The sequence below is a fragment of the Roseateles sp. genome (assembly GCF_036486225.1).
GTDB lineage: Bacteria > Pseudomonadota > Gammaproteobacteria > Burkholderiales > Burkholderiaceae_C > Roseateles.
Genome location: NZ_DASVNZ010000177.1, coordinates 1 through 19908 on the forward strand (window position 1 = coordinate 1; position 19908 = coordinate 19908).

Below are 19908 nucleotides of genomic sequence, written 5' to 3' on the forward strand. Positions count from 1 at the left end.
GCGCCGCTGTCGGCCGACCTGAGCGGCGGCGCCGTGACCGTGACGGTCGAGGAACTCATCGACCTCGAACAGCAGGTCGATTTCTTCATGGTGCTGGGCCAGGACGATGCGGCGATCGAGCTGCTGTCCTCGCGCCTGAACCATCGCGACGCGGCCAGCGGCCTGCCGTTCCTGAAGCTGATGGAGCTCTACCAGCGCCGCGGCGACCGGGAAGCCTTCGACCGGGTCGGCGCGCGCTTCGGCGAGCAGTTCCACGCCCGAGCGCCGTCCTGGAGCGACGACCTGAACCAGGGCGAGGCGCTGGAGACCCACGGGGAACTGATCGCGCGGCTCGAGGCCGCCTGGTCCGATCCCGAGGGCAGCATGAGCCTGCTGCAGGACCTGCTGTCCAACCACCAGGAATACAGCGGCGACCTGGGGCTGCCGGCCTACCGCGACCTGCTGCTGCTCTACGCGGTGGCGCGCGACCGCGCCGAGCATGAGGTCGACGGCAACTCGATCGACGTCGTGCTGCCGCTGGATGCGACCGCGCCGACGGATCAGATGGCCACGATGGTCTGGCAGGCGCCGACGGCAGCGCCGTCGCGGACGCCGCTGACGCAGTCGGTGGACCTGGATCTCTCGCTCGTCGAGGACGACGAGACGCCGCGCGCGCCCAAGGGGCGCTGAATCAGATCTTCCTCAGACGTTCAAGGGCGAGGTCCAGCGTCTCGTCCTTCTTCGCGAAGCAGAAGCGGATGACCTTCGCGGCGCTGCCGCCGCTGTAGAACGCCGACAGCGGAATCGCCGCAACGCCGATCTCGCGCGTGAGCCACTGGCTGATCTCCATGTCGCCCATCGCCGCCTGCGCCGCGGGCAGCGCGCTGTAGTCGACGCACTGGAAGTAGCTGCCGCGGCAGGGGCGCAGCACGAAGGCCGAGCCTTCAAGTCCTGCGCGGAATCGGTCGCGCTTGCGCTGGTAGAAGTTGCTCAGGCCGAGGTAAGGCGCGGGATCGCGCATGTAAGCCGCGATGCCGTGCTGCATCGCCGAGTTCACCGTGAACACGTTGTACTGGTGGACCTTGCGGAACTCCGCCATCAGCGGCGCCGGCGCCGTCACGTAGCCGACCTTCCAGCCGGTCACGTGGTAGGTCTTGCCGAAGCTCGACACGACGAAGCTGCGCGCCGCCAGTTCGGGCAGCCGCGACACGCTCTGATGCGACTGGCCGTCGTAGACCATGTGCTCGTAGACCTCGTCGCTGATCACCAGCACCTCGGTGCCGTCCAGCAGCTCCGCGAGCTGACGCAGTTCGTCCGCGCTCCACACCGCGCCGCTGGGGTTGTGCGGGCTGTTGATCATGATCGCGCGGGTGCGCGGCGTGAGCGCGGCGCGGATGCGGTCGAAGTCGGGGCGGAAGCTCGCCGGATCCAGCGGCACCGGCACCATCACGCCGCCGGCCAGCGCGATGTTGGGCGCGTAGCTGTCGTAGGCGGGCTCCAGCACGACGACCTCGTCGCCGGGATGCACGATCGCGAGCAGCGCCGTCAGGATCGCTTGCGTCGCGCCCGCTGTGACGGTGATCTCGGTGTCGGGGTTGTATGCGTGCCCGTAGAGCGTCTGGATCTTCGCGGCGATCGCCTGGCGCAGCGCCGGCACGCCGGGCATCGGCGGGTACTGGTTGTGGCCGGCGCGCATCGCGGCGTCGACGGCGTCCAGCAGCGCCGGATCGCCCTCGAAGTCCGGGAAGCCCTGGCCCAGGTTGACCGCCTGGTGCTGCTGCGCCAGCGCCGACATGACGCTGAAGACCGTCACGCCGAGTTGGGGCAGACGGCTCGCGGGAACGGGAGTGTGAACACGCATGGTCGGTATCGTTGAAGTGGCGGGTCGTGAGCGGGGGAGGCGCTGGACGAGGCCGGGAATCAGAGGTCGTAGTCGCTGGCTTCGCCGCTCATCGCGCGCTGCAGCAGCGTGCGGTTGAGGCGGTCGGACAGCAGTTCGGCGAAGCTGTAGACGTAGTTGCGCAGGTAGGCGCCGCGCTTGAAGGCGATGCGCGCGACGTTCTGGCCCAGCAGGTGGCCCAGCGGGCGCGAGACGAGTTCGCCGCCGGGCGGGTCCTCGCGCACCGCCATCTCGGCCACGATGCCCACGCCCAGGCCCAGCCGCACGTAGGTCTTGATGACGTCGGAGTCGATCGCCTCCAGCACGATGTTGGGCTTGAGCTGGCGCTGCGCGAAGGCGCGGTCGATGCGGGTGCGGCCGGTGAAGCTCGGGTGGTAGGAGACCAGCGGCTGCGCGGCCAGGTGCTCGAGGTCGATGCGCTCGAGCTGCGCCAGCGGATGCTCCGCGCGCATCACCAGCACGTGCTGCCATTCGTAGGCGGGCAGGGTGACGAGCTCCTCGAACTGCGACAGCGACTCGGTCGCCAGGCCGACGTCGGCGGTCTCGTCGATCAGCATCTTCGCGACCTGGTCCGGGCTGCCCTGGTGCAGGCCGATGTTGACCTGCGGGAACTGCTTGCGCAGCAGCGTCACCGGCGTGGGCAGCACGTATCTCGCCTGCGTGTGCGTCGTCGCGATCGACAACGTGCCGACGTCCTGCTTGGAGTACTCCTCGCCGATGCGCTTGAGGTTGCCGACCTCGCGCATGATGATCTCGATCGACTTCAGCACCTGACGGCCGGGCTCGGTGATGCTGCGCAGCCGCTTGCCGTGTCGCGAGAAGATGTCGACGCCGAGCTCTTCCTCGAGCTCCAGGATCGCCTTGGAGACGCCCGGCTGCGAGGTGTACAGCGCCTTGGCCGTCTCGGTCAGGTTGAGGTTGCGGCGCGCGGCCTCTTGGACGAAGCGGAACTGGTGCAGGTTCATGGCGGATTCATTGCAGGTTCATCGCAGGGTTCAAGACTCGGGAAGCACGGTCGGCGTGGCGGGGTCGAGGGGGTTGGCGGGGAGCGTGACGGCGGAGATCAGGTCCAGCGTCGCGCCCGCCATTGCGCGGATCACCGACGGCTGTTCGCCGATGGCGTCGTGCAGCACGAACAGCACGCCCGGGTGCACCGCGCGCAGCGACTCCACCAGCGGCGGCACGTCGCGGCGCACGTGGCCGCTGGCGCCGAGGAACATCGGCACGATCTGGATGCGGGTGCAGCCGACGGCGGCCAGCGCGCCGGCGGCGGTGGCCAGGTCGGGCACCATCAGTTCCAGGTAGGCGAGCGCGATCGGCAACTCCGGGCGTTGCGTCTGGAGTGCCGCGGCGATGGCCTGGAAGGGACCGGCCCAGGCCGGATCGCGGGCCCCGTGGGCAAAGAGCAGCAGACCGTCCATCAGCAGTCCTCCCTCGGGCGAAACGTCGGTGACACGGGCCGGTGGTCGGCCGGGCAGGCGGCGTTCCCGCCGCTCATCGATACCGCACCAGCCAGTAGAACGCGCCCATCGAGATGCCGAGGTACAGCAGGCTGGGCGCCGAGGCGACGAGCCACGGCGTCCAGTCGCGCAGCAGGCCGAGGTGGCCGGTGATCGCGTTCAGCACCACGAAGCTGATGCCCAGCATGATGCCGCCGAAGACCTTCACGCTGATGCCGCCCGAGCGGAAGTGCAGGTACGCGAACGGCAGCGCCAGCGCCACCATCACCATGCAGGCGAACGGATAGAAGGCCTTGCGCCAGAACTGGATCTCCGGCTGCGCCGACGACTGCTCCTGCAAGGACAGGTGGCGCGTGTAGCGGTAGAGCTCCAGCGTGGACATGTTCCAGGTCGGCTGCACCGCCGCGGCCACCACGCCCGAGGGCAGTTGGCTCTGCCATTCGTACCTGGGCAGCAGGATCTCGCGCACCGACGGGTTCTCGGCCAGCTTGTCCTGCGGCGCCGCCGGATCGGCATGCTGGGGCGCGGACAGGGCGGGCCGGTTCAGCGGCGTCGGCGTGCGCGACCACTGCATCAGCCGCACGTCGTTCATCAGCCAGCGGCCGGTCGGGTCGACGGTCGCGTCCTTCGCGGTCAGGCGCGTGGCCATCGCGCCCTTGCTGTCGAACTCGAAGACCAGCACGTCCTCCATCGTCCCGTTGGCGCGCGCCCGGCCGACATGGACCACGTAGCTGAAGTCGCCGATGCGGTCCTTCAGCCACGCGCCCTGTGCGTTGGTGACGCCGCCGTTGGCGCTGGACTTGAGCAGCTGCGCCTGGCGGTCCGCCCAGGGGTTGACGAAGTCGCCCACGACGAAGGCCAGCACCGCGAAGGCCAGCGCCATCACGCTCAGCAGGCCCAGCGCGCGCTGCGGGCCCAGGCCGCCGGTGCGCAGGATGGTGAATTCGCTGGACTGCGCCAGTCGCGCCATGCTGAAGATGGTGCCGATCAGCACCGCGATCGGCATCAGCTCGTAGAAGCGGCCCGGCAGCTTCAGCAGGCTGGACCACACCGCCAGCCCGATGCCCAGGCCCAGGCGCTGGAAGCGGTCCAGGTCGTCGATGAAGTCCAGGAAGAAGAACAGCGCCAGGAACCCGGCCATGACCAGGGTGAAGGAGCTCAGGATGTCGCGGTACAGCAGCCGCCGGACGGTTCTCATGTGGGCACTCCCGGCGTGGAGGTGGACATCGACGCCGGCGCGATCACCACGCCGGCCGGGGGCGCGGCGAAGACGGTCTCGGCATAGGCCGGGTTCGTGGGCGGCGCCGGGATCACGCCGCTGCGCGGGGCGCCCAGGCGCGCGCCCTGTTCGCGCCAGAGCAGCAGCAGCATCGTCACCAGGAAGGCGCCGCCGTGCAGCGCCATCAGCGCCGGGCCCAGCTTCATCTTGCTGCTCACCACCCAGGTCTGGGTCAGGTTGATCAGGTTGAAGTAGACGATGAACGCAAGCAGCGCGAACAGCAGGTTCCAGTTGCTGGCGCGGCGCGGATTCGTCGCCGAGATGCCGATGCCCAGCAGCACCAGGTTGACGCATCCCAGGATCATGCCGAAGCGCCAGGCCAGCTCGCCGTCGTTCTGGGGCGTGCGGTCGACCAGCAGGTCCAGCGTCGGGCGCGCCTTGGGCGGACGCGCGCCGCCGGCGCGCATCACCTCGTCGTCCACGACGACCTGGTACTGCTGGAAGCGCGCCACCGACTTGTCGCCGTTGCGCTGGTCGACGTCGTTGCGCTGGCCGTGGTCCAGCACCAGCACGCGCTGGTTGTCCTTGTACTGCAGCGCGCCGTGCGCCGAGGTCGTCACCGACTCCAGGTGCTCGGTGTTGTTCATGATGAAGACGTTGCGCGCCGCGGACTCGTCGGTGGGGTCGCGCTCGATGAAGAACACGCGCGAGCCGTCGTTGGAGGTCTGGAACTGGCCCGGCGCGACCCGGGAGAGGTCGCTGCGCTGCTCGAACTGCTCGCGCAGCTGGGCGCTGTTGTCGTTGCTCCAGGGCCAGACGATGGTCATCAGCACCGTCACGACCACCAGCACCGGCGAGGCCATCGTCAGCACCGGCCGCACGAAGCGCGTCAGGCCCAGGCCGCTGGCGAACCAGATGGTCATCTCCGATTCCTTGTACATGCGCCCCAGCGACATGACGACGGCGACGAACAGCGACAGGCTCAGCATCACCGGCAACTGGGCGAGGGCCAGATAACCCAGCGACAGCAGCACGTGCTGCGGGGCCACCGTCCCCTTGGCGGCCATGCCGAGCGAGCGCACCAGCAGCATCGTCACGACGATGGTCAGGATGACCACGAAGGCCAGTCCGAAACTGCGGGCCAGTTCCTTGCGTACGGTTGAATCGAATAACATCCGGGCACTTTATCTACTTCTCGGCATTATGGACTTCCGCTCTCAGCTCGTTTCCCTCGACGCCCTGTCGTCGCACGGCGCTGACGCCCTCGTGCTGGTCGTCGCGGGCGACAGCCTGCCGGCCTCGCTCGACAAGACCGTCGCCGCCCTGATCAAGGATGCCGTCAAGCTCGGCGATTTCGAGCTGAAGGCGGGTCAGGTCTTGACCCTGGTCCGCCCCGCCGGCCTGAAGGCCCTCAGACTGGTCGTCGCCGGCAGCGGCGCGTCGCTGAAGGCCGCCCGCGCCGCGTTGGGCGCCGCGCTGGGCCAGCTCAAGGGCAAGGGCGCCACGGGCGCCTCGGTGGCCTACGCCGGTTTCGGCGCCGAGCTGACCGAGTCCCTGGCCGAGCAGACCGTGCTCGCCGCCGAGGACGCCACCTACGTCTACCGCGAGACCAAGCCGAGCGCGCCCGCCGCGTCCAAGCTGACGAAGATCGCCCTGCTGCACGGCAAGGACGACGCCAAGGCGGTCAAGGCCGGCCTGACGCGCGGCCAGGCCATCGGCGCCGGCATCGCCGTCGCGCGCGAGTGCGCCAACCTGCCGCCCAACGTCGCCACGCCGGCCTATCTGGCCGACCAAACCAAGGCCCTGGCCAAGAGCCACGGCATCAAGGTCGAGGTCCTGGACCAGAAGGGCATCGAGAAGCTGGGCATGGGCTCCTTCCTGTCCGTGGCCAAGGGCTCCGACGTGCCGCCGTGCTTCATCGTCGCCAAGTACGAAGGCGCGGCCAAGACGCAGGCGCCCATCGTGCTGGTCGGCAAGGGCATCACCTTCGACTCGGGCGGCATCTCGCTGAAGCCGGGCGCCGGCATGGACGAGATGAAGTTCGACATGGGCGGCGCCGCCTCCGTGCTGGGCACGCTGCGCGCCGTGGTCGAGCTCAAGCCGAAGATCAACCTGGTCGTGCTGATCGCCGCCTGCGAGAACATGCCCAGCGGCCGCGCGGTCAAGCCGGGCGACGTGGTGACCTCGATGTCGGGCCAGACCATCGAGATCCTGAACACCGACGCCGAAGGCCGCCTGATCCTGTGCGACGCGCTGACCTACGCCGAGCGCTTCAAGCCCGCGGCCGTCGTCGACGTCGCGACGCTGACCGGCGCCTGCGTGATCGCGCTGGGCGGCGTGCGTTCGGGCATGTATGCCAGCGACGATGAACTGGCCGCCGCGCTGAGCGCCGCCGGCGAGACGGCGCTGGACCCGTGCTGGCGCCTGCCGCTGGACGACGACTACGCCGACGGCCTGAAGACCAACTTCGCCGACGTCGCCAACGTCGCCGGCCGCGAGGGCGGTTCCATCACCGCCGCGAAGTTCCTGCAGCGCTTCGCGTCCAAGTACCGCTGGGGCCACCTGGACATCGCCGGTACCGCCTGGAAGGGCGGCGGCGCCAAGGGCGCCACCGGCCGTCCGGTCGGCCTGCTGACGCACTTCGTGCTGTCGCAGGTCCGCTGAACGCCGTCGGCGTTCTCCGGAAGCAGTTGAAGCGGGAAGGGCGGGTCCGGTGACGGAAGTCAACTTCTATACCGGCGTGCCCGACCGCCAGGTCTATGCCTGCCGCCTGCTGCGCAAGACGCAGGCGGCGGGATTGACCGTCGGGGTCTGGGGACCGATGCGGCTGCTGGAGCGTCTGGACCAGACGCTCTGGACTTTCGAGCCCGGCGAGTTCCTCCCGCACCTGCTGCTGCGCGCCGACACGCCGGCGGCGCTGCGGGAGCGCACCCCGATCCTGCTCTCGGACCAGCTCGACGCGCTGGCCGGGTGCCAGGTCTTGCTCAATTTCGAGCCCGGCGTGCCGCCCGGCCTCGAGCGTTTCGAGCGCGTGCTGGAGCTGGTCTCCGCCGACGCCGAACAGGTCGCCGCGGGACGCGGACGATTCAAGGCCTACAAGGCGCTCGGCCTGACGCTGAATCACCACGTCATGTCGGCTTGAGCCGACTGATTCCTGTCATTCCTTCGCTGGACGACGGCTGCGCCAACCGGGTGCCGCCTCGCGCCGCCGTGGTGCCGCGAAGCCCATGGACAGGGCGCGGAACCCGCTGTCGGAGGATCGACTGGGCGGAAATCCGCACTCCGCGTGCGACCTGTGTGCACGCCGTCGCACTCCTGCGAAAACCATCCGGGTTTGCCCCGGTGACAGGGGCGCGACAACGCTCCCGCCGTGACCGCGTTCACAGCATTTTCACTATGGAAACGCTTCCGTCTTTCGGGGTATGGTCGCTCGCGTTGAGAACTCAACGTCATTCCACATATCCCGAGTCGGAGGTTCCTAGATGCAATCCAAGCTGAATGTGATCGTGGGCGCAATCGCCATTGCCGCAAGCGGCGCCGCCCTGGCGCAGGATGCGGTGGTCAAGATCGGCCACGTGGGTCCCACCAGCGGCGCCATCGCGCACCTGGGCAAGGACAACGAACTGGGCGCCAAGATGGCCATCGACGAGCTGAACGCCAAGGGCGTGACGATCGGCGGCAAGAAGGTCAAGTTCGAACTGCTGGCCGAAGACGACGCCGGCGATCCGAAGCAAGGCACCGCGGCCGCCCAGAAGCTGGTCGACTCCAAGGTCAACGGCGTGATCGGCCACCTGAACTCCGGCACGACGATCCCCGCGTCCAAGATCTACAGCGACGCCGGCATCCCGCAGATCTCGCCGTCGGCGACCAACCCCAAGTACACCCGCAACGGCTACAAGACGGCGTTCCGCGTCGTGGCTGACGACGTGCACCTGGGCGGCACGCTGGGCAAGTACGCGGTGACCTCGCTGAAGGGCAAGTCCATCGCCGTCATCGACGACCGCACGGCCTACGGCCAGGGCGTCGCCGACGAGTTCGAGAAGGGCGTCAAGGCCGCCGGCGGCAAGGTCGTCGGTCGTGAATTCACCAACGACAAGGCCACGGACTTCACCGCCATCCTGACCTCCCTGAAGGGCAAGAAGCCCGACGTCGTCTTCTTCGGCGGCATGGACGCCGTCGCCGGCCCGATGCTGCGCCAGATGAAGCAGCTGGGCATCGAAGCCAAGTTCATGGGCGGCGACGGCATCTGCACGGCCGAACTGCCCAAGCTGTCGGCCGGCACGATCTCCGACAGCCAGGTCGTCTGCGCGGAAGCGGGCGGCGTGGAAGGCGAGTCGAAGAAGTCGCTGGACGCCTTCAAGACCAAGTTCAAGGACAAGTACAAGGTCGAGGTCCAGATCTACGCCCCGTACGTCTATGACGCGGTCAACGTGATGGTCGACGCCATGGTCAAGGCCAAGTCCGCCGATCCGAAGGTCTACCTACCGGTGCTGGCCAAGACGGCCGACTACAAGGGTGTGACCGGCACGATCGCGTTCGACGCCAAGGGCGACATCAAGAACGGCGCGCTGACTCTGTACACCTACAAGGGTGGCAACCGCGAACAGCTCGCCGTCGTGCGCTGATCCCGGGACGCCAGTCACCAAGGTCACGCAGACCACGGAACGCCCACTTCGGTGGGCGTTTTTTTTCGTCCGCAAAGTTCGTCATTTCCTTCACGTTCCCTCTCTGACAGGACGACGTCGGCACGACACCGGACTGTCCCCGGTTCGGGGGATCACCCCCTCACTCACGTGCATTCCCGCACGAGAGCCCCTCAAAGCATTCAGTCAGGGGGTTTGCACCTAACAGGGCCTACAGACAATGGCCTCCGTCAGCGCGCCGATGGGTCGATTCGGGGATCCAGCGGCGGACGGCGAGACGGGTTCAACCGAGCCGGATTGCAAGGCGATCGCCCCTGCAAACAGGGGGCTTTCAAGCCTGGGGGTGGGAGGCATGATGCCCCCCGCAGCGAATGGGGCCTCCTCTGGCGGAGGGCGTGTTCGCGAAGAGCAGTCCTGAGAGGTTCACCCGGGTCGGCGACTGCATCCCAAGAGGGTGCCGTGACCAGCTTTGGGGACGGGCATGATTCGAATTTTTAACCATTACCTCCATCGTCGGACCCTGGTCCAGGTGCTCTTCGACCTGGGCCTGATCGTCGCGGCGGTGTTTGCGGTCGCATTGAGCCAAGGCAGCAGCGAGCACATGGTGAGCTTCGCCGCGTCCTACGGCCTCTCGCTCGCCGGCGGCATGTTCGTCATCAACTCCGCGTCCGGCCTCTACTCCCAATCCCACAAGCGCTCGCTGACGCAGTCCTGCGCCCGCGCGCTCTTCGCTCTGCTGATCGGCCTGCCGCTGGCCTACGGCCTGTTCAGCCTGATCCCCGCCACCGTCTCCCACCGCGACCTGCTGACCACGACCGCCATGCTGGCCGTCGCGCTGGTCATGGTGCACCGCGTGTACGCCGCCCATTCCGGCGCGCAGGGCGCGGGCCGGACCAAGATCCTGATCTTCGGCAGCGGCCACGCCGCGCTGGCCGTCAGCGAGAGCCTGCGCGCCGCCGACCCGCATGCGCAGATCGTCGGTTTCCTGCCCGGCCCGAACGAGGTCGACCCGCAGGTGCCCGCCCACGAGCTGCTGGCCGCCGAAAGCCTCACCGACGCCGCGATGCGCCTGGGCGTGGACGAGATCGTCGTCGCGCTGTCCGAGCGCCGCGGCGGCAGCATGCCGCTGCGCCAGCTGCTGGACTGCAAGCTCTACGGCATCCGTGTCGTGGATCTGGCCACCTACTTCGAGAAGACGCTGGCGCAGATCAAGATCAGCCACGTGCACGCCGGCTGGCTGATCTTCGGCGACGGCTTCAACCAGGGCGTGCTGCGCAGCGCCGTCAAGCGCGCCTTCGACCTGGTGTCCTCGCTGCTGCTGCTGGTCGCGACCGCGCCGATCATGGCCGTCACCGCGCTGCTCATCAAGCTGGAATCGCCCGGCGGGATCTTCTACACGCAGGAACGCGTCGGCCTGAACGGCGCGACCTTCAAGGTGATCAAGTTCCGCAGCATGCGCAACGACGCCGAGAAGGACGGCCGTCCCCAGTGGGCGACTAAGAACGACGCCCGCGTGACGCGCGTCGGCAACTTCATCCGCAAGGTCCGCATCGACGAGCTGCCGCAGCTGATCAACGTGCTGCGCGGTGAGATGAGCATGGTGGGTCCGCGCCCCGAGCGCCCGTTCTTCGTGGACGAGCTGGTCGCGCAGATCCCGTACTACGCGGTGCGCCACAGCGTGAAGCCGGGCGTGACCGGCTGGGCGCAGGTCCGCTACGAATACGGATCGACCATCGAGGACTCGCTGGAGAAGCTCCAGTACGACCTGTACTACGTCAAGAACCACACGCTGTTCCTCGACCTGTTGATCATGCTCGAGACGGTGGCGGTGGTCCTGACGGGCCGGGGGGCGCGCTGAGCGCGACGGCGGAGCGTCCGGCTCCCGGCGTCCCGTCCCCGCGCCCGTTGCCGATCGCGGCGCACGCGCCGGGACCTTGATCCATGTGGGCCAACACCCTGAGCCTCGGCGCCGCGTCGGGGATCGTCGCGGTATTTGCGCATCTGGCCCTGGCGGTCGTGGTGCTGCCCCAGTTCGGTCAGCACCGGCGCCGTGCGTTGCGACTGCAGGCGGCGCTGCTGCTCACGGCCCTGTGGGCCGGCCTTGACGCCGCGTCCGAGCAGGGTTGGCTGGCCGGTCACCAGTGGCCCACGCTGGTGCTGCTCCCCATCTGCGACGCACTGCGCTACGGCGCCTGGTTCTCCTTCATCCTGGCGCTGATCGAATCGCGCGACGACGACGGCCGGGCGCGCAGCGCCGGCGTCGCGCGTCCGCTGCAATGGCTGGCGTGGGCCGGCGTGGCCACCGCGATCGCGTTGCCGCTGTGGCGCTATTGGGGCGATGCGCCGCTGGCCGCGATGCAGCGGCCGATGACGATGGCCTGGCTGGGCCTGGGCGTCTTCGGACTGGTGCTGATCGAGCAGATGCTGCGCAACATCGACAGCGACGCGCGCTGGAATGCCAAGCCGGTCAGCCTGGGCCTGGGCGCGGTCTTCGCGTTCGACGTGTTCGTGTTCTCGCAGGCCTCGCTGTTCGCGCAGTTCGACGGCGATGCCCTCAGCGTGCGCGCCGCCGTGCACAGCCTGGCCGTGCCGCTGCTGTGGCTGGCCAGCCGCCGGCACAAGAAGTGGCTGGACAAGCTCCATGTCTCGCGCACCGCGGCCTTCCACTCCGCGACGCTGCTGATCGTCGGCGTGTACCTGCTGGGCGTCTCCGGCATCGGCTACTACGTGCGCTACACCGGCGGCGAATGGGGCCGCGCGCTGCAGCAGGTGCTGCTCGCGGTGGGCGTGCTGGCGCTGCTGACGATGGGGCTGTCGGGCTCGCTGCGTGCGAAGCTGCGCGTCTACATCAGCAAGCATTTCTTCAGCTACCGCTACGACTACCGGCAGGAATGGCTGCGCTTCACCGCGATGCTGTCGGCCAGCGCGTCGCCGGCGGAGCTGGGCGAATCGGTGATCCGCGGTCTGGCGCATCTGGTGGAGAGCCCGGGGGGCGCGCTCTGGCTGCGCCGCGCGCCGGCGTCGGTCGCCGCCGCGGAGTACCAGCAGGCTGCGCGCTGGAACCTCAACGACGACCGCCAGCCGCTGACCGCCGACGAACCCTTGCTGCGGCTGCTGCAGGAGCGGGCGTGGATCGTCGATCTCGACGAATGGCGCCGCGACCCGGCGGCCTATGAACACGCGCCGCTGCCCGAGGCGATCGCCGGCGATGCGCGCCATTGGTTGCTGATCCCGCTGCTCAATGCCGGCGCGCTGACCGGCTGGGTGATCCTGGGCCAGCCGCGCACGCGGCTGGAGCTGAACTGGGAAGTGCGCGACCTGCTGCGCACCGCGGCCCAGCAGGCCGCCAGCTACCTCGCCCAGATGCAGGCCGCGGAGGCGCTGCTGGAGGCGCGCAAGTTCGAGGCCTTCAACCGCATGTCGGCCTTCGTCGTGCACGACCTCAAGAACATCGTCACGCAGCTGTCGCTGATGATGAAGAACGCCAAGCGCCTGCGGGACAATCCGGAGTTCCAGCAGGACATGCTGGACACGGTGGAAAACTCGCTGGAGAAGATGCGCCAGCTGATGCTGCAATTGCGCGAGGGCGACAAGCCGCACCACGGCAGCGCCGGCGGCGTGGCGCTGACGGCGATCGCGCGGCGGCTGGCCGCGGCGGCCGTGAGCAAGGGCCGCGCGCTGGAGCTGGACTTGCGCGACGAGGTCAGCGCGCGCGGTCATGAGGAGCGCATCGAGCGCGTGCTCGGCCACGTGGTGCAGAACGCACTGGACGCGACGCCGATCGACGGCCGCGTGACGCTGCGATTGCAGCGCGTGGGCAGCCATGCGCAGGTGGAAGTGGAAGATACTGGCTGCGGCATGTCGCAGGAGTTCATCGATCAACGGCTGTTCAAGCCGTTCCAGACGACGAAGGCGGCGGGCATGGGCATCGGCGCCTACGAGAGCTACCAGTACCTGCAGGAACTCGGAGGAAAGATCAACGTGGAAAGCGCGCCCGGAAGAGGCACCAAGGTCACCATCCTGCTGCCGCTGTTCTTTGCCCAGTCGGGCAGCGACGCCGGCTTGGTGGAGGCGCGATGAGTGCTCAACCCCCCTCATTGCTGATCGTCGAGGACGACCTCGCGCTGCAGAAGCAGCTCAAGTGGTCGATGGACCGCTTCGAGTCCGTCACCGCCGACGACGTCGCCAGTGCCGTGCTGCAGTTCCGCCGGCACAAGCCGCCCGTCGTCACGATGGATCTGGGCTTGCCGCCCGACCAGGACTCGACCTCGGAAGGCTTCAAGCTGCTCGAGAAACTGATCGAGCTCGAGCCCGGCACCAAGGTCATCGTGCTGACCGGTCAGAACGACCAGACCAACGCGCTGCGTGCGATCCGCATGGGCGCCTACGATTTCCTGGCCAAGCCGGTCGATCCTGACGTGCTGGTGCTGACCGTGGAGCGCGCCATGCGCCTGCACGAGCTGCAGCAGGAGAACCAGCGCCTGCTCACCCAGCAGGACGGCGAACCCACCGGCAAGCTGCTCACGCGCGACGCGCAGATGCAGCGCATCTGCCGCACCGTCGAGCGCGTGTCCGGCAGCGACGCCACCGTGCTGCTGCTCGGCGAGAGCGGCACCGGCAAGGAAGTGCTGGCGCAGTCGCTGCATGACGCGTCCAAGCGCAAGGGCCGCTTCGTCGCCATCAACTGCGCGGCGATCCCCGAGGCGCTGCTCGAAAGCGAGCTGTTCGGTTACGAACGCGGCGCCTTCACCGGCGCGACCAAGACCACGGTCGGCAAGATCGAGACCGCCCACGGCGGCACCCTGATGCTGGACGAGATCGGCGACCTGCCGATGCCGCTGCAGGCCAAGCTGCTGCGCTTCCTGCAGGAACGCAGCATCGAGCGCCTGGGCGGCCGCCAGGAGATTCCGGTCGACGTGCGCATCGTCGGCGCGACGCACCAGGACCTGAAGGCCAAGATCGAGCAGAACCTGTTCCGCGAAGACCTGTTCTACCGGCTCGCCGAGATCGTCGTGGACATCCCGCCGCTGCGCGACCGCGCCGGCGACGCGGTACTGCTGAGCCACGCCTTCCTGCGTCGCTTCTCGTCGGAGCAGCGCCGCCCGATCCTGCGCCTGGCCGATGACGCGATCCGCGCCGTCGAGGCCCATCGCTGGCCGGGCAACGTGCGCGAGCTGCAGAACGTCATGAAGCGCGCGTCGATCATGGCCGACGGCGACCGCATCACGGCCGACGACCTCAACCTGCCGGTGCCGGCCGGCGGCGACACGCCGGCGGACTCCGCCGACCTCGACCTGCGCACGGTGCGCGAGCGCGCCGAGCGCCAGGCCGTCGTGGCCGCGCTGTCGCGCACCGACGGCAACATCGCCAAGGCCGCCGACCTGCTGGGGGTCAGCCGGCCGACTTTGTACGATCTGATGGCCCGCCTCGGCGTCAAGGCCTGAACATCGACATCCACAGACCATCCGACAGCGAAAGAGACGACGCATGTCCCGCAAGCCTGAGAACACCAAGATGTCCGGAGCCCTCGGCGTGGAGGACGCCGGCCAATCCCGTCCCGGCCATCACGGCCGTCATGGCCGCCGCGCATTGCAGCGTGGCGCCACCGCCCTGGCGCTGGGCTCGGCGCTGCTGCTGGCGGGCTGCTTCGGCGAATCCGCGCAGGACCTGGTGAAGTCCGCCAAGGCGCATCTGGAAAAGCGGGACAACAAGGCCGCGATCATCCAGCTCAAGAACGCGCTGCAGAAGGACGAGACGCTGGCCGAGGCGCGTTATCTGCTCGCCAAGGCCCTGCTGGACAGCGGCGACGTCGCCGGCGCGGCGATCGAGGCCGACAAGGCCAAGGCGCAGGGTTTCGGCGGCGACGCGCTGGTCGCGCTGCAGGTGCGCCTGCTGCTGATGCAGGGCAAGGTCGACGAGTTGCTCGGCCGGTACGGCAACGCCCATCTGCAGAACGCCGCCGACGAGGCCGACCTGCAGATGACGCTGGTCGGCGCCTATGTCGCGAAGCAGAAGATGGCCGAGGCACGCAGGGCCGCCGATGCGGCGCTGCGCGCGGCGCCGGAGAGCGCGGCGGTGCGTCTCGTCAACGTGCGCCTCCTGACCAGCGAGGGCAAGTTGCCCGAGGCGCGGGCCGAGGTCGATCGCATCATCGCCAAGTCGCCGCAGTCCGCCGAAGCCTGGCAGCTCAAGGGCGAGTTGCAGGTGCTGGCGGAGGCCCCGTCGGCGGAATCGATCACGAGCTTCCGCAAGGCGCTGGAGATCGACAAGAAGCTGGTCGGCGCGCATGCCGGGCTGATCAACCAGCTGATGCGCAGCGGCGACAAGGCCGGCGCCAAGGAAGCCATCGCCGCGATGAAGGCGGCGGCGCCGCAACATCCCCAGACCTACTACTACGGCGCGGTCTTCGCGATGGACTCGGGTCAGGTCAAGGAGGCGAACGACCTGACGCAGGCGCTGCTGAAGGCGGCGCCGAACAACGAGCGCGCGCTCTTCCTCGCCGGGCGCGTGGCGCAGGCCAACGGCGACTTCCGCCAGGCCGAGGCGCAGTACAGCAAGATCATCCAGGCCGCGCCCGAGACGCAGCCGGCGCGCGTGGCGCTGGCCCAGCTGCAGCTGCGCGGCGGTGATGCGGAGCAGGCGATGACGACGCTGCAGCCCGCGCTCGACGCCAAGGCGACCTCGTCGGAGGCGCTGGCGCTGGCGGCGGAGATCCGCCTCAAGCAAGGGCAGGGCGCCGACGCGGAACGCTTCCTGGCGCGCGCCGCCGAGGCCAATCCCAACGACGTGCGCAGCCGTGTCGGCCTGGCGCTCAACCAGATCCAGAAGGGCCAGGAAGCGGCCGGGCTGGCCGCGCTGCGGCAGCTCGCGGCCGAAGACAAGGGCACCTTGGCCGACATCGCGCTGATCAGCGTGCTGGCGCGCAAGAAGGACAGCGAGGGCGCGTCGCAGGCGATCGCGGCGCTGGAGAAGAAGGATCCCAAGTCGGCGACGCCGTCCGAGCTGCGCGGCCGCCTGGCGCTGCTGCGCGGGGACCGCGCAGGCGCGCGGGCCGGCTTCGAGGAAGCGGTGAAGCGCGACCCGGGCTCCATGACCGCCGCCAACAGCCTCGCGGCGCAGGACCTGCAGGATCGCAAGGCCGACCAGGCCGTCAAGCGCTACGAGGTGGTGCTGAAGGCCGACCCGAAGAACCTGCGCGCGGAGATGGCCATCCTGGGCCTGAAACTGACCCATCAACTGATCGACAAGGACGCGGCGGTCAAGCGCCTGGTCGAACTCGCCAAGCAGCATCCGGAGGAGGCGGCGCCGCGTCAGGCGGCGGGCGGCCTGCTGATGGAGAAGAAGGACTTCAAGACGGCGCTGTCGCTGGCCCAGGAGGGCGTGACGGCGAGCCCGGACAACCCGTCGCTCGTCGACCTGCTGGGTCAGGTGCAGGCCGCCACCGGCGACCGGCAGCAGGCGATCAGCAGCTTCAACAAGGTCGCGACGCTGCAGCCGCGTTCGCCGCTGGGCCCGCTGCGGCTGGCCGATCTCCATGCCCAGGCGGGCGACAAGGCCGCGGCGGCCGCCGCGCTCAAGCGCGCCCAGGCCATCGCGCCCGGCGACGGGGAACTGGCCCGCCAGGTGGTCGACAAGAGCATGCAGCTGGGGCTGCCCGACCTGGCGCTGACGGCGGCCAAGGCCTTGCAGACGGCGCAGCCGAAGTTCGGCCTGGGCTGGAAGCTCGAGGGCGACATCGCCCGCGTGCGCAAGGATCCGCCGGCCGCAGTCGCGGCCTATCGCAAGGCGGATCAACTGGCCACGGCGGCCGGTGCGACGACGCCCAACACCGAGCTCGCGATCGCGCTGCACAGCGCGCTGGTCGAGTCCGGCAAGAAGGACGAGGCGGACCGCTGGGCCGCCGCCTACCTGGCGAAGTTCAAGTCGGACGAGCTGTTCATGTATCACCTCGGCGACGTGGCGCTGAACGCCGGTCGTTATCCTGAGGCCGAGCAGCGTTACCAGGCGGTGCTGGCGGTCAATCCGGACAACGCGGCGGCCGCCAACAACGTCGCCTGGCTGCGGCTGCGGGCCGGCAAGGCGGACGAGGGCTTGAAATTTGCCCAGCAAGCGAACAAGCTCCGTCCCAATGTGCCGCCGTACATGGACACGCTGGCTGAGGCGCTGGCCGCCAAGGGCCAGAACGCCAAGGCGATCGAGGTGCAGAAGGATGCCGTGAAGCAGGCGCCGACGATTCCCGCGTACCGGTTGCGCCTGGCGCAGCTTTACGTGGCCGGCGGCAACAAGGGCGAGGCCGAGGCGGAACTCAAGCGCCTGGCGGACCTGGGACCGAATTTCGAGCAACAAGCCGAGGTGCGCAAGCTGCAGGCCGCGATCCGTTGAGGCGTCCGACCCAGAGGTCGATCGCCGCGGGGACAGCGTGACGGCGGCACCACCGCGCCCGGGGAGGGGACGGTCATGAGCCAGATTCGACGATCCAGCCTGCGCAAGCGGCTCCACCAGGGGCTGCGGCGCCTGTTCTCTTCGCTGCCCAAGCCGATGCGCTTCGCGGTCTACCGCCGCATGGTGGACTGCGATCCCACGCCGTCGGAGCGCCTGGAGCTGAAGGTCGCGGACACGCAGGAGGAGCTCGACGCCTGCTTCCGCATCCTGCACGACGCCTACGTCGGCAGCGGCTTCATGAAACCCGACCCCAGCGGCATGCGCGTGACGATCTATCACGCGCTGCCGACGACCACGACCTTGTGCGCCAAGTACGACGGCCAGGTCGTGGGCACGATCTCGATGGTGCGCGAGGGCGTCTTCGGCTTCCCGCTGCAGTCGGTCTTCGACCTCGAGGGCGTGCGCGCCAAGGGGGGGAAGGTCGCGGAGATCTCGGCGCTGGCGGTCGCGCCGGCGTTCCGCAAGACCGGCGGCGCGATCCTGTTCCCGCTGATGAAGTTCATGCACCAGTACTGCACCGAGTACTTCGACACCCGGCATCTGGTGATCGCGGTGAACCCCGACAAGATCGAGCTGTACGAGGCGCTGCTGTCCTTCCAGCGCCTGCGCGAGCAGACGGTGGCGGAGTACGACTTCGCCAACGGCGCGCCGGCGGTGGGGGCGACGCTGGACCTGCACGAGGCCGACGCGCTGTTCGAGCGCCGCTACCGCGGCCGCCGGCCCGAGAAGAACCTGCACCACTACTTCTTCCGCCACCGGCTGCCCAACATCCGGCTGCCGGAGCGCCGCTTCCACACGACCAACGACCCGGTCATGACGCCGGCCCTGCTGGACCATTTCTTCAACGACGTCGTGCCGGTCTTCTCGACGATGGACGACCGCAAGAAGGCGCTGCTGTGGTCGGTGTACCGCGACGACGCCCAGTTCCGCGAGGTGCTGCCGATGCTCAGCGGCGGCGGGCAGGACCTGGGGCGTTCGTTGCGGCAGTACCCGCGCTACTCGATCCGCTGCCCGGGGCACCTGGACATCCGCGCGGCCAACGACAGCCAGCTGGGGCATTTCGACCTGGACGTGATCGAGGTCTCGGCGCACGGCTTCCAGGCCGAGTGCGATCACGACCTCCCGCTGAACCAGGACGGCACGGTGGAGATCGAGCTCGGTCACAACGAGACCGCGCATGTCACCGCGCGCGCGGTGCGGCGCAAGGACACCGAACAGGGAAGCTTCTACGGCTTCCGCATCGACGAACCCGACCGCCATTGGCGCAGCTTCGTCTCCACGCTGGAGATGGGCACCACGACGAAGGACCTGGCCGCATGACCCGCAGTACCGATCGACGCGAGTTCCTGGCGCTGGGCGCCGGCGGCGCCTTGGGCTGGGTCGGCCTGCTCGGCACGGCCGGCCTGGCGCGTGCGCAGGAGATGGCCAACACCTTGCCCGACCTGATCGACCGGAGCCGGCAGGCCGTGGTGGCGGTGGGCACCTTCGCGGCGACCGACAGCCCGCGCTTCGGTTTCCGCGGGACCGGCTTCGCGGTCGGCGACGGGCGGCGCATCGTCACCTGCGCGCACGTGATCCCGAATCCGATCGAGAAGGACCTGATGATCACCGTGCCCGCGGCGGGCAATGCCTCCGGGCAGCCGCAACTGAGACCGGTGAAGCTGCTGCGCCGGGACACGGCGCGCGACCTGGCGATCCTGGAGCTGGCGGACGACAAGGGCGCGTTGATCGACGTGCTGCCGCTGGCCGAGGTCGACGGCGACCAGCCGGCCGTGCGTGAGGGCGCCGCGGTGGCGCTGATGGGGTATCCGATCGGCACGGCGCTGGGCGTGACGATGGCGACTCACCGCGGCACCGTGGCCGCGATCACGCGCGCGGCGCTGCCCGCGCCGACGTCGAACACCTTGTCCGAACGCGCGGTGCGCCAGTTGCGCGAGGGCGCGATGGAATTCCTGCAGCTCGACGCGACCGCCTACCCGGGCAACAGCGGCGGACCGCTGCTGGACATCCGCACCGGCAAGGTGGTGGGTGTCATCAACATGGTGGTGCTCAAGGGCACCCGCGAATCGGCGCTCAGCGCGCCGAGCGGCATCACCTATGCGGTGCCGGTGAAGTACGTGTGGCCCCTGCTGGGGAAGTGATCGGGATCGGGGACGGGCGAGTCGCCAGCCAGGGCGCAGAGTCGACGGAGCCTCAGCCCGGATGCACCGCCGGCGCAGTCGTTGTGCCTTGCGGCGCCGGTTCCCGCAGCAGCAGCGCCAGCAC

General features: G+C 69.0%; 15 protein-coding genes. 10 read left to right on the forward strand and 5 right to left on the reverse strand.

Annotated elements, in window-relative coordinates; all coding sequences use genetic code 11:
- A partial coding sequence (locus tag VF536_RS12415) for a type IV pilus assembly protein FimV (protein WP_414710357.1) occupies positions 1–669 on the forward strand: 669 nt, incomplete at its 5' end.
- 1 nt (position 670) lies between these two features.
- Here the strand turns inward: VF536_RS12415 and VF536_RS12420 are convergent.
- The 5 genes from VF536_RS12420 to lptF all read right to left on the reverse strand — a co-directional run bounded on the left by VF536_RS12420 (position 671) and on the right by lptF (position 5733).
- On the reverse strand, positions 671–1840 hold the full coding sequence (locus tag VF536_RS12420) for a pyridoxal phosphate-dependent aminotransferase (protein ID WP_331615159.1): 1170 nt from the start codon (positions 1838–1840) through the stop codon (positions 671–673).
- 59 nt (positions 1841–1899) lie between these two features.
- The gene (locus VF536_RS12425; protein ID WP_331615160.1) at positions 1900–2844 is read right to left on the reverse strand and encodes a CysB family HTH-type transcriptional regulator; all 945 of its coding nucleotides are present in this window, start codon (positions 2842–2844) and stop codon (positions 1900–1902) included.
- Positions 2845–2874: 30 nt separating this feature from the next.
- The gene (locus tag VF536_RS12430; RefSeq protein ID WP_331615161.1) at positions 2875–3300 is read right to left on the reverse strand and encodes a CbiX/SirB N-terminal domain-containing protein; all 426 of its coding nucleotides are present in this window, start codon (positions 3298–3300) and stop codon (positions 2875–2877) included.
- 73 nt (positions 3301–3373) lie between these two features.
- Positions 3374–4537, reverse strand: a complete 1164-nt coding sequence (lptG, locus tag VF536_RS12435) for an LPS export ABC transporter permease LptG (RefSeq protein ID WP_331615162.1) — start codon at positions 4535–4537, stop codon at positions 3374–3376.
- Positions 4534–5733, reverse strand: coding sequence for an LPS export ABC transporter permease LptF (lptF, locus tag VF536_RS12440; protein ID WP_331615163.1), 1200 nt, complete (start codon positions 5731–5733; stop codon positions 4534–4536). The genes lptG and lptF overlap by 4 nt, the downstream gene beginning before the upstream one ends.
- 28 nt (positions 5734–5761) lie before the next feature.
- Here lptF and VF536_RS12445 point away from each other — a divergent pair, with 28 nt between their 5' ends.
- The 9 genes from VF536_RS12445 (at position 5762) to VF536_RS12485 (ending at position 19784) form a co-directional block, all read left to right on the forward strand.
- Positions 5762–7222: a leucyl aminopeptidase gene (locus tag VF536_RS12445; RefSeq protein WP_331615164.1), complete on the forward strand. Its 1461-nt coding sequence runs from the start codon at positions 5762–5764 to the stop codon at positions 7220–7222.
- Positions 7223–7271: 49 nt separating this feature from the next.
- Entirely contained in the window at positions 7272–7700 is a 429-nt protein-coding gene (locus tag VF536_RS12450; RefSeq protein ID WP_331615165.1) for a DNA polymerase III subunit chi, read from the forward strand.
- Positions 7701–8040: 340 nt separating this feature from the next.
- Positions 8041–9183, forward strand: coding sequence for a branched-chain amino acid ABC transporter substrate-binding protein (locus VF536_RS12455; RefSeq protein WP_331615166.1), 1143 nt, complete (start codon positions 8041–8043; stop codon positions 9181–9183).
- Between the two features lie 499 nt (positions 9184–9682).
- Entirely contained in the window at positions 9683–11059 is a 1377-nt protein-coding gene (locus VF536_RS12460) for a TIGR03013 family XrtA/PEP-CTERM system glycosyltransferase (protein WP_331615167.1), read from the forward strand.
- An 83-nt stretch (positions 11060–11142) separates the two neighbouring features.
- Entirely contained in the window at positions 11143–13281 is a 2139-nt protein-coding gene (prsK, locus tag VF536_RS12465; RefSeq protein ID WP_331615169.1) for an XrtA/PEP-CTERM system histidine kinase PrsK, read from the forward strand.
- The gene (gene prsR, locus VF536_RS12470; RefSeq protein ID WP_331615170.1) at positions 13278–14645 is read left to right on the forward strand and encodes a PEP-CTERM-box response regulator transcription factor; all 1368 of its coding nucleotides are present in this window, start codon (positions 13278–13280) and stop codon (positions 14643–14645) included. The genes prsK and prsR overlap by 4 nt, the downstream gene beginning before the upstream one ends.
- Before the next feature lie 43 nt (positions 14646–14688).
- Entirely contained in the window at positions 14689–17583 is a 2895-nt protein-coding gene (prsT, locus tag VF536_RS12475) for an XrtA/PEP-CTERM system TPR-repeat protein PrsT (protein WP_331615171.1), read from the forward strand.
- 75 nt (positions 17584–17658) lie between these two features.
- Positions 17659–18963, forward strand: a complete 1305-nt coding sequence (locus tag VF536_RS12480) for a PilZ domain-containing protein (protein WP_331615172.1) — start codon at positions 17659–17661, stop codon at positions 18961–18963.
- A complete protein-coding gene (locus VF536_RS12485; RefSeq protein ID WP_331615173.1) occupies positions 18960–19784 on the forward strand; it encodes a serine protease in 825 nt (274 codons plus the stop codon). The genes VF536_RS12480 and VF536_RS12485 overlap by 4 nt, the downstream gene beginning before the upstream one ends.
- The last annotated feature ends 124 nt before the right edge of the window (positions 19785–19908 follow it).